Source organism: Microvirga sesbaniae (genome assembly GCF_025460805.1).
GTDB classification, from domain to species: domain Bacteria; phylum Pseudomonadota; class Alphaproteobacteria; order Rhizobiales; family Beijerinckiaceae; genus Microvirga; species Microvirga sesbaniae.
Window position 1 is genome coordinate 1 of sequence record NZ_JAMXFJ010000074.1, and the last position, 10,496, is coordinate 10,496.

9 protein-coding genes and 1 pseudogene are annotated in these 10,496 nt (G+C 61.4%); 7 read left to right on the forward strand and 3 right to left on the reverse strand.

Annotation, left to right across the window (positions count from 1 at the left end; translation table 11 throughout):
• Window positions 1-15 precede the first annotated feature (15 nt).
• Complete coding sequence (locus OCW50_RS32045) at window positions 16-1,062, reverse strand: IS630 family transposase (protein ID WP_262300303.1); 1,047 nt, start codon at window positions 1,060-1,062, stop codon at window positions 16-18.
• 139 nt (window positions 1,063-1,201) lie between these two features.
• Between OCW50_RS32045 and OCW50_RS32050 the strand changes: the two genes are divergently transcribed.
• Entirely contained in the window at window positions 1,202-2,251 is a 1,050-nt protein-coding gene (locus OCW50_RS32050; protein ID WP_262300300.1) for an IS110 family RNA-guided transposase, read from the forward strand.
• Between the two features lie 212 nt (window positions 2,252-2,463).
• Entirely contained in the window at window positions 2,464-3,261 is a 798-nt protein-coding gene (locus tag OCW50_RS32055) for a phosphoglucose isomerase-related protein (RefSeq protein ID WP_262266551.1), read from the forward strand.
• Window positions 3,262-3,784: 523 nt separating this feature from the next.
• Here OCW50_RS32055 and OCW50_RS32060 read toward each other — a convergent pair.
• On the reverse strand, window positions 3,785-4,675 hold the full coding sequence (locus tag OCW50_RS32060; protein ID WP_262300301.1) for a LysR family transcriptional regulator: 891 nt from the start codon (window positions 4,673-4,675) through the stop codon (window positions 3,785-3,787).
• Window positions 4,676-4,833: 158 nt separating this feature from the next.
• Here OCW50_RS32060 and OCW50_RS32065 point away from each other — a divergent pair, with 158 nt between their 5' ends.
• The 5 genes and pseudogenes from OCW50_RS32065 (at window position 4,834) to OCW50_RS32085 (ending at window position 9,026) form a co-directional block, all read left to right on the forward strand.
• The gene (locus tag OCW50_RS32065) at window positions 4,834-5,679 is read left to right on the forward strand and encodes a lysine/arginine/ornithine ABC transporter substrate-binding protein (RefSeq protein WP_262300302.1); all 846 of its coding nucleotides are present in this window, start codon (window positions 4,834-4,836) and stop codon (window positions 5,677-5,679) included.
• Between the two features lie 71 nt (window positions 5,680-5,750).
• Window positions 5,751-6,869 (forward strand): NAD(P)/FAD-dependent oxidoreductase, encoded by a 1,119-nt coding sequence (locus OCW50_RS32070; RefSeq protein ID WP_373371543.1) that lies wholly within the window; start codon window positions 5,751-5,753, stop codon window positions 6,867-6,869.
• Complete coding sequence (locus tag OCW50_RS32075; RefSeq protein ID WP_262273190.1) at window positions 6,850-7,158, forward strand: (2Fe-2S)-binding protein; 309 nt, start codon at window positions 6,850-6,852, stop codon at window positions 7,156-7,158. The genes OCW50_RS32070 and OCW50_RS32075 overlap by 20 nt, the downstream gene beginning before the upstream one ends.
• Window positions 7,155-8,666: an FAD/NAD(P)-dependent oxidoreductase gene (locus tag OCW50_RS32080; RefSeq protein ID WP_210804937.1), complete on the forward strand. Its 1,512-nt coding sequence runs from the start codon at window positions 7,155-7,157 to the stop codon at window positions 8,664-8,666. The genes OCW50_RS32075 and OCW50_RS32080 overlap by 4 nt, the downstream gene beginning before the upstream one ends.
• Window positions 8,667-8,711: 45 nt before the next feature.
• Window positions 8,712-9,026: pseudogene (locus tag OCW50_RS32085) on the forward strand (RidA family protein).
• 502 nt (window positions 9,027-9,528) lie between these two features.
• Here OCW50_RS32085 and OCW50_RS32090 read toward each other — a convergent pair.
• Window positions 9,529-10,095 (reverse strand): TetR/AcrR family transcriptional regulator, encoded by a 567-nt coding sequence (locus OCW50_RS32090; RefSeq protein ID WP_262266540.1) that lies wholly within the window; start codon window positions 10,093-10,095, stop codon window positions 9,529-9,531.
• Between the last annotated feature and the right edge of the window lie 401 nt (window positions 10,096-10,496).

Here is a 10,496-nt window from a genome sequence, read left to right on the forward strand (position 1 = left end):
TTATTGATCCGGTCCTCATTGTCTTGAGCATGCGGCGTAGCGGACGGGTTTGTGGCTGAAGTAGCTTCGCACGCACCCGGGCGATTTCGACAGGCGACGCATATGGCTGACCGTTGCCCGCTTGAGTTGCTGTTTGCTGCGCGCCGGCGCCTGGCGGGTGACAACCTGCTTCAGGTTGGCGTTCAGGCCCTCCTCCGGGTTCAGCTCCGGACTGTAGGCCGGCAGGTAGAAAACCTCGATCTTCGCCCGATGCGCGCTGAGCCAGTCGCGGACCCGGGCGGCTCGATGCACCCGCAGCCGGTCCAGGATCAGGAGCACCTTGCGTTTTGCGTCGCGGATCAGGCGTTGCAGGAAGCGGATCAAGGTTGCGGCGGTCACCGCCCCGTCGACAATCATCCAGCGCACGGCGCCGCGATTGCTCACCGCCGCGATCAGGCTCAGCCCGGCGTGCCGGTAGCAGACCCGGATCACCGGCGTCCGGCCCCGGGGCGCATAGCCGCGGCCGCGCACCTCGTCGGCGCGCAGACCGGTTTCGTCACCCCAGAAGATGGTGCCCCGCGCCTGCCGGGCCGCCGCGACGATGGCCGGGTACTCCCGCCGCAGCCAGTGCCGCACCGCGGCCGGGTTCTGCTCGTACGCCCGCCGGAGCGGCTTCTGCGCGGTAAAGCCCCAGCGCGCCAGATACTTGCCCACGGTTCGCACGGCCAGCGCAATCCCACAGCGCTGCCAGATCACCGCGCACACCGCCGCCCGGCTCCATAGGGCGAACGGCAGGTCCAGTTCGTCCGGGGTGTGCCGGCAGATCAGGCGCTGAATCTCGGCCTCCTGGGCGGCATCCAGCAGCCGTTGCTCATCCGGCTTGCGCCCGCGTGGCTTGCTCACCAGCCCCTGCGCGCCCTCGGCCGCAAACCGCTGGCAGATGTCGAAGACCCCTGTTGGCGACAGCCCAACCTGGGCCGCAATCGCCCGGTAAGTCAGCCCGCGCTCCCGGAGCCCAACGACTTGCCGCCGGCGCTCCTCTTGAGCCGCCGCCGGCAGCTTGCGCATGTCCACGTGCTTCATGCTGATGAAGCTGGAGCCATCCATGATCCTTTCAAGACAATGAGCGCCGGCTCAATAACGTGATGTCGTGGATGGCGCCCTCCACCAGCGTCAGACGTGCCAGAATGGGCATGTCCAAAACCGGAGAGGATCCACGTCCATGCCAGAGATTGCCACGGTCGGCCTTGATATCGCGAAGAACGTCTTCCAGGTGCATGGCATCGACAAGAGCGGAAAGATCGTCCTGCGCAAATCACTGCGTCGCAGCCAGGTACCAGGTTTCTTCAAAACTCTTTCCCCTTGCCTGATCGGGCTGGAGGCTTGCGCGACCGCTCACCACTGGGCCCGCACGCTCATGGCCTTCGGGCATGAGGTCCGCCTGATCCCGCCCGCCTACGTCAAACCCTATTTGCGCCGGCAGAAGAACGATGCCGCCGACGCGGCTGCGATCTGTGAGGCCGTCACGCGGCCGTCGATGCGGTTCGTCCCGGTCAAGAGCCCGCAGCAGCAAAGCACCCTCATGCTGCACGGGGCCCGCGATCTCCTGATCGGGCAGCGAACCGCCCTGATCAATGCTCTGCGCGGTCACTTCGCCGAGTTGGGCATCGTGGTGGCGCAAGGCGCTCGCAACACGCGCCAGCTGATCGCCCTCATCCATGATGACGCCAGTCCTGATCTCCCCGCCACGGCTCGGATGGCTCTCCAGCCTCTGGCGGCGATGCTGCTCGAGATCGAGGCGCAGATTGCCAGGCTCGACAAAGCCATTCTGGCGGCCCACCGCAGTGATCCGGTGAGCATCAGACTGGCCACTATTCCCGGCATTGGGCCGATTGTTGCTTCCTGTCTCTCGGCCAGTGTTCCAGATGCCAACCTGTTCCAGGGCAGTCGGGAGTTTGCCGCCTATCTCGGCCTCGTGCCCCGGCAGCACTCAACCGGCGGCAAGGCGCGGCTGGGCTCCATCTCCAAGATGGGCAACCGGCACCTGCGCAAGCTGCTGGTCGTGGGAGCGCACGCGGCGCTCTACAGCATGAAGTCCGGCAAAACCAGGACGGCCCTGGCGGACTGGGCCCGGTCTCTGCTGGCCAAGAAGCCGTTCAAGGTGGTCGCCGTCGCCTTGGCCAACAAGATGGCCCGGATCGCCTGGGCGGTGATGGCCAGAAGCACGGCTTACGAGCCCGGGAGCCAGGGAGCTGTCGCGGCGGCGGCATAGGCATCCAGTTCAGACTATTCGCCCCGCAGGGCAACTCAGTTGGCACGGTGATGATGAGATGATGTGAAGCCACAGCGGATATGGACCGCCGGATCTGGACAACCCGTGGTGTTGTCTTGCGTCAGCCAAGCGCGATAACGTGAGAGGGACCAGCTTCAGCGTAAAACATCAGGGCCAGCGGTCGTGAAATGCCGCGCTAGAAGGCCGGAGACATGACCGCACCCGCCCCGCTAGGCCCAAGCATCATCAATAAGCACATTGCCAAACGGGCGCCATCCAGACATGACAACGCCCCCGTGATCATGGGCCTCCTCGGCATCTGGTACCGCAATTTTCTCGATGCCCCGACACGGGCCTTGCTGCCATACGATCAGCATCTGCACCGCTTTGCCGCTTACCTCCAGCAGGGCGATATGGAGAGCAACGGCAAGTCCACGCGACGGGATAGCCGCCATGTGGATTATTGTACCGGGCCGGTGATCTGGGGCGAGCCGGGCACCAATGGCCAGCATGCGTTTTTCCAGCTTCTCCATCAGGGCACGGAGCTAATCCCAGCAGACTTTCTCGCTGCCGTGGAAAGCCAGACGCCGTTGGGAGACCACCATGATAAGCTGCTCGCCAATGTCCTAGCTCAAACGGAGGCGCTCGCTTTCGGCAAGACTGAGGGAGAGGCGAGGGCGGAGCTAGCAAAGAAGGGGCTGTCTGAGACCGCCCTTGAGGCGCTCCTCCCCCACAAGATCTTTGAGGGCAACAGGCCGACGACATCGCTCCTCTACCGGAAGCTGACGCCGCATCGTCTCGGCTCGCTGATCGCCCTCTATGAACACAAGATCTTCGTCCAAGGCATTATCTGGAGGATCAACAGCTTTGACCAATGGGGAGTCGAGCTTGGTAAAAAATTGGCTTCCCGGATCCTACCGGAGTTGCGAGCAGTTAAGGAAGTGACAGCACACGACAGCTCGACGAATGCGCTGATAAACTACATCAGGAGCACTCGGGAGGCACACTAGGGCCGTCGCACTCACCTTGCTCGTACATTGGGAGGCGGCGTGCTGATACGTCGCCTATTACACTTTCTCAACACTGTTGTCTTTGGAAAGATCATCAGTCTAGCTAGAAGTCAGAGTATCATCTCTCCGCTCCCGCGCCATAAACTCCAAAAACAATGTCTTTATCCGGCAGCTTGGAAGGAAACATTCATTCCCCAAAGTAAGCTGTGGTTCTGTACCACATGAGTCTAGGTTCTATAAGAATGTTCAGCGAGGTGCCTCTGTAAGCGCAAAGTTAAATTGCCAGCACTGAGCAATGTCCGAATGTGTTCATCCCTGGGATCTTGGTGCTACCAAACTCTTTGATCCCACCGTTCTGCAGACCTGGAATTTCTGTCTCGCATTACATGAATCTTGCTTGAGCAGACTTTTACTGACATTGCACTGCATCGCATTCTGAACCGAGCTCGAGCTGCGCTTCGACTTTCGATCATGCGGCGTCGGACCCTTCAAGCTTAGGACGTAAGCATGCTGCGTAGTAGCATCATGACGGCGTCCAACTGCCAACATACTGTCGAAATCCGCGCATGAACGTTGTTGCCAATGCCGAAGCTGGGTGCTGGGGCGAGCGTAGGCCAACGAACCCAGCGTCGATGAAGGGGGCGAACGGTTTCGCAACGATGCCCTTGTCGAAAAATTCCGCTGCCGAATAGGGATCCACGAGGCTGATGCCGCCCCCCTCAGCCACAAGAAGACAGGCGATGTGGGATAGAGGCGTTTCGAGCGAAACGGTTCGTGGGATTCCTGCAAGAGCCGTGTCGATCCTGGATCGGAAGAGGGTGCCCCGACCGACCCCTACGAAACGCTCACCCTCAAGGTCAGCCGGCGTGATGCAGTCATGCCGCGCCAGACGGTGATCTTTTGGCATGATCGCGACCGCAGCCACCGGAATAGCCTCGGTCTCCATCCCCATCCGGTCAAGCGGACCATCAGCATATCCGAAATCAGCCTGACCACTTGCGACCGCGTCAATCACGAGGTGAGACGGCACTCCGCTGATTGAGATATGGACACCCGGCCTGCTGGTGGAAAACTGGGCGGCGAACCGGGTCAGGATACTTCCGGCAAGTGCTGGCATCGCAGCAATCCGCAGCGAACCGGCTGTTTGCTCCCGGAGTGCCTGCGCGAAGGCTCCGATACGCGAAAGCCCAACAAACGACCGCTCGACTTCCACGAGGAGGGCTGTCGCTTCAGCCGTGGGAACGACATGGTTCCCACGCCTCTCGAACAGGGTAAGCCCCGTTGCCCCCTCGAGGCTCTGGATGAGCCGACTGATTGCCGGTTGCGTGACGAACAGAGCCTCAGAGGCACTGGTGATGCTGCCCGTGAGCATCACCATGCGAAAGGCCTCGATTTGACGAGCACTGATATCCATTGGCGGCAGCCTAGCATAACATCAAGACATACTGAGATGAATAGATCTGATTTGACGTTATGCAAGCGCTCCTATCATTGTCTCCGGTGGAACATCGGGGATCAGCTTGAACAGGTTGGCTGGCTGATGGTCTCAAAGCCAGATGAGGAACAGAGAAGATGAACACGTTGGGAATCTTGGGGGCTGTCACCCTCAGCGTTCTAGCGGCTGCGAACGGAGCAGCGGCTCAGGAGAAGAGGGTCAAGATCGCCACGGAAGGAGCCTATGCCCCGTGGAACTTCACGGGCGCGGGTGGCAAGCTCGAGGGCTTCGAGATCGATCTTGCTAACGATCTGTGCGCCCGCATGAAGGTGAAGTGCGAGATCGTGGCTCAAGACTGGGACGGCATCATCCCGGCGCTTCAGGCCAAGAAGTACGACGCCATCATGGCCGGCATGACGATCACCGATAAGCGCAAGGAGGTGATCAACTTCTCCATTCCTTACGCAGATACCCCAAGCGTATTCCTGACGGCAAAGAACTCGCCGTTGGCCAAGCTTCCAGGCACTGGTCAGGCGTTCAACCTCTCGACCCAGCAGGCGGCTGCCGAGAAGGCGATCGAGGATCTCAAGCCGCTCCTGAAGGGAACGTCTATTGGCGTGCAGACCTCGACCATCCAAGCCTCCTTCGCTGACAAGTACCTGAAGGGCACCGCCGAGATCCGCGAGTACAAGACGACGGAACAGCACGACCTCGACCTGGCGGCCGGGCGAATTGACGCCGTTTTCGCTGGGGCAGCCCAGATCATTGGCACACTCGCGAAGCCTGACTTCAAGGACTATGCCGTTGTGGGCCCATCCTTGACGGGCGGCCTGCTCGGCGCTGGCATCGCCGTCGGCCTGCGCAAGGATGAGACCGATCTCAAGAAGGCCTTCGACGAGGCCATCCAGAGCGCCATCAAGGACGGTACGATCCAGAAGCTCTCGATGAAGTGGTTCAAGACCAACATCACGCCTCAAGGCTGAGGCTCATCATGCCCGGCGGGGTGCTCATGGGCGCCCCGCGTTTGCGGATGACAGCAATGGCAGTCAGTCGAATACACGCGGAATCCGACATCGCCCTTGTCGGTGGTGGTCTCATGGGTGCGTGCCTGGCGTGGGGTCTGGCACGGCAGGGCTTGCGCGTCTGCGTGCTGGATGAGGGCGACATCGCGCTACGCGCATCGCGAGCGAACTTCGCCCTGATCTGGGTTCAGGGAAAGGGCTTCGGGTTCCCCGCCTACACCGCCTGGACGAAAGCCGCAGCCGCAGCTTGGCCCCAGCTGGCTTCGGACCTTAAGTCCGATACCGGGATTGACGTCGGCCTCGATCAGCCCGGCGGCTTCACCCTTTGTCTTTCCGACCGGGAATTGCAGGCCAATGTCGATACGCTGAAAAGACTGCACAATCAGCCCGGCGCGGTGGCACACCCCTACGAGGTGCTCGATCATGGGCGAACGAGGGCGCTCCTCCCTGCGATCGGCCCTGACGTGAGCGGAGCGATCTACTGCCCCCTGGACGGGCACGTGAACTCGCTCCGGCTCTTCCGGGCTTTGCACACCGCCTTCAAAGCCGGCGGAGTCGACTACCGGGCAGATCATGTGGTTGACGTGATCGAGCCTCAAGCTGGTGGATTCCTGCTGAAAGGGAACTGGGGCGAGATCAGGGCTCCGAAGATCGTCCTCGCGGCCGGCCTTGGGAATGCCCGACTGGCACCAATGGTAGGACTGGACGCTCCGCTGAAGCCGAGCCGGGGGCAAATTGTCGTCACCGAAAAGGCCGCCCCATTCCTCTGCTATCCGGTCGTCACAGTTCGCCAGACCGACGAGGGCGGCGTTATGATCGGCGACAGCGAGGAGGCGGATGGGGCAAGCCTCACAATTGATCATGGGATCTCCTCTGTCATGGCCGACCGAGCTATCCGGATGTTCCCATTGCTGGCAGACCTGAATGTCGTCAGAACCTGGTCGGCGCTTCGGGTCATGACGCTGGACGGCTGCCCTGTCTACGAACAGTCTCGATCCTATCCCGGCGCCTTCGTCACGATGGCCCATTCAGGCGTCACCCTGGCCCCCCAACATGCGTACGATCTGGCGCAGGCGATCGCTGCCGGGGGGATCCCGGATGAGATTTCGGTCTTCGGAACCAGGAGGTTTCATGTTCCGGCGTGCGCCTGATCGCATCAGGGATCAGGTTACTTTCACTTTCGACGGAATTCCGATCACCGCGTCAGCAGGGGACAGCGTCGCTGCCGCACTCCTTGCGGCAGGGATCCGCGCCTGCCGCACAACGCCCGTTTCAGGCGCACCGCGAGGACCCTATTGCATGATGGGCGTGTGCTTCGAATGTCTGGTCAGGATCGACGGTGTGGGCAATCGGCAGGGGTGCCTTGTCCCGGTGCGAGAAGGAATGACGGTCGAAACACAGAAGGGTCCGCACGTCCTGTCAGCGGAGCTGGTGCCATGACATCCACCACAGGGGGCAAAGCGGCCCATACGGTCAAGGACCTCGCCGATGCCTATGACGTTATCGTCATCGGTGCTGGGCCTGCCGGACTGTCCGCAGCTACGACGGTATCGACCCTTGGAGCGCGCACGCTTCTTGTCGACGAGAACCAGACGCCCGGTGGCCAGATCTACCGGTCCGTTCTCCTTGCACAGACGGCAGATCGCGAGCGTCTGGGAGAGGACTACTGGAAGGGCCGGGAGATTGCCGAAACATTCCTTCGTGCGGGGGCTCAGTACGCTCCCGCAACGACGGCGTGGAGCATTGGGCCAGCAAACGATGAGGGAGGCCAGTTCATCGGTCATGAAGTCGGAGTCTCAGCAGGTGGAGCGGCGCGCTTGATCCGCGCAAGGCAGGTTGTGCTTGCGACGGGTGCCCTGGAACGGCCCTTTCCGATTCCAGGATGGACGCTGCCCGGTGTCATGACGGCCGGCGCCGCCCAGATCGCGCTGAAGACATCTGGCCTCATTCCGGAGGGGAGGGTGGTCATCGCCGGGACGGGACCGCTTCTGTATCTCCTGGCCGCTCAGTTGATCGAGGCTGGCGCCACAGTCACAGCGGTTCTCGACACGACACCCAAAAGCAACTGGCTGAAAGCCTTGCGCCATATGCCGGCCTTCCTGACCTCACCCTATGGCAGCAAGGGATTGCGGCTCCTGCGCACGGTGCAGCGCCGTACGAAAGTGGTGCGATGGATCTCAGGCCTGTCGGCCGAAGGACAGGGAGAACTGAAGGAGGTCGTGTGGACGGCGGGCGGGCAGGAGCATCGCACGCCGGCAGACCTTCTCCTGCTTCATCAGGGTGTGGTTCCCAATGTCAATTTCTCGAATGCGGCCGGCTGCTACCATGTGTGGGACGAGACGCAGCTCGCTTTCCGACCACAGGTCGATGAGTGGTATGAAACCTCCTTTCCCGGCATCGCGATCGCGGGGGATGGAGCAGGAATTCGCGGTGCTGAGGCGGCGGCCCTTCAGGGCAAGCTGGCAGGGGTCGGGTGCGCGGCCCGGCTCGGCTTGATCGGCGGTGAGGATCGCAATCGGCATGCGTCCTCGCTCAAGGTCCAGCTCACGAAAGTCACACGAGGCCGGGAGTTCCTTGACGCCCTCTACCGGCCTTCCAAGGCGTTCCGGGTGCCGCAGAATCCTGAGACCATCGTCTGCCGCTGCGAGGAAATCTCCGCTGCCCAGATCAGGGCATCGGTGAGCGCGGGCGCGATCGGCCCGAACCAGATGAAGGTGTTCCTGCGCTCCGGCATGGGACCGTGCCAGGGTCGGCTCTGCGGACTGACGGTCGCCGAACTGATTGCAGGCGAACGCGGCGTGAGCCCTGACAAGGTCGGCTATTACCGGCTGCGGTTCCCGATCAAGCCACTGAGGCTGCGCGAACTGGCTTCGCTGCCGCAGTCAGATGCGGCCAAAGTCGCGGTTCTGGCCGACCTCGCCGACACACACCATTCGAAGGCCAACTAACCAAGGAAAATCCAAGTGACTGAGCGGCATATTCAAACGCCCATCATGCATCGCGTCGTTGTGCACAACGGACTGGTCTTCGTCGGCGGGACGGTTGCTGACGATATGTCGGCAGGACTCGAGGGGCAGACGGAGCAGATCCTCGCCAAGTTCGACGAGTATCTCAGGACGGCCGGCACGGACAAAACCCGTCTGCTGTCTGCAACCATCTTCCTGACAGATCTCAATCGAAAAGCCGAGATGGATGCAGCCTGGAAGTGATGGCTATCACCGGTGAACTTCCCTGCGAGGGCCACTGTGGGCGTCGCTGATCTTGGCAAAGATACTCTGGTCGAGATCATGATCACGGCTGCGGGCTGAATTAAACAGACATCCGTCAGGCGAAAGAGGCGACTCCTCGGCATCGACAGAAGCCGAAACGGGTAACGACCCGTGCATCGCGAGCAGAAATGGTCAAACCGGTTGATGCTGTGCGGATGCACCCGTCGATCATTACTGCTGCGCCCGTATTGAAATGACGTTAGTCCAAACAAATCGCATGGGCCTTGGTAGAAGGTCCGGTGCTCGGCCTTTCAGTAAGAAGTTCCGCGGTTGCCCGCAGCGCGCGTTGAATCGTTGCCGCACTTGGAGTACTACTACAGCATGGTGTTGCAACCGGCATCACACAAGCGCCCTGACAGCGAGCCCTGCCCGGCTACCTCTGTCGGGGCGTTCTCGTTTGTGAGTTCCAGGCAGCATGTCAGCTCCTGGATGGCGCAACGTCTGGCGTGGCATTTCGCTACCCGCGTTGTTCCACCTCAAGCAGCATGAAAGATCGGCGTCGCGCCTCCAAACCGATGCGTCTGCCCTGCGCCTGGGCATCCTACTCAGCAATTCCTCTGACGAGCAGGCGGTTGACCGCTTCGACGACCCGTTTGTGCTCCTCCTCCGAGAAAGGGCTGAGGTCATGCATCTCGAGGCTGTTCAGGCCCTCAATGGCTAGCCAGCCGAGAAGCGCCGCGTCCAGATCGTCCGATGTCGCTTTCAAGTCCTCCAGGGTCGCCTGGATGACCTTGCGCACCGGATCAAGCAGGTGCGGGCTCTCGGCCGAGGCGGCCAGCATGCCATTGGCGACCTCCTTCGTCCTGCCCTGACGCAGCTTGAGCAACGCCGCCGTACACAGGCGCGCTTCGAGGTTGCGCCCGGGCTCGGCTTGAGCGCGGAGTGCCTCCCGCTCTGCAGCAACCTCGTCGACAATGCGCTGGACCATGCCTTGGAGTAGCGCGTCCTTGGTGGGAAAGTTGTAGAGAAGCCCACCCTTGCTGAGACCCACCCTTTCGGCCACGGTGTCCAGCGTCAGTCGTCCCGACCCGATCTCGCTCACCAGCTCCGCAGCCGCGTCGAGAATCCTCTCGCGCGAGCTCTTTCGGTCTCGAACATGTTCCGACATCGCTCTCCTTGCGCTCAACCCGTTCGGCCGAAATCCATCCGCCATATCAGCGTCGAGCCCTTCAGCGTCAAGATGAGAGCATGACCGGTCGCTAAGGGTCCCGGCGGAGTTCTGCCACGATATCGAGGTCGGGCTTCGGGAATAGATTGGAATGTATTCTCGTCCATAAGCAGGCCCGCCTTCTGAGATATTGGGCTAATGTCGAAATGTGATCCGCTTGGGAACCGGATCGATCGTTCCGGGTTTACGGCTGGGCAGTATGCACTCGCAGCCCTCCATTGCTCCTCACCTGATCTTTTGAATTGTGCCCTGATGAAGCGACTTGTCTCTCACCGGCCGCAGGCCATCGATCTCTGGCTGACGGCCACGGCAGCATCGGCCGCGCTTGCAGTGATCACTTT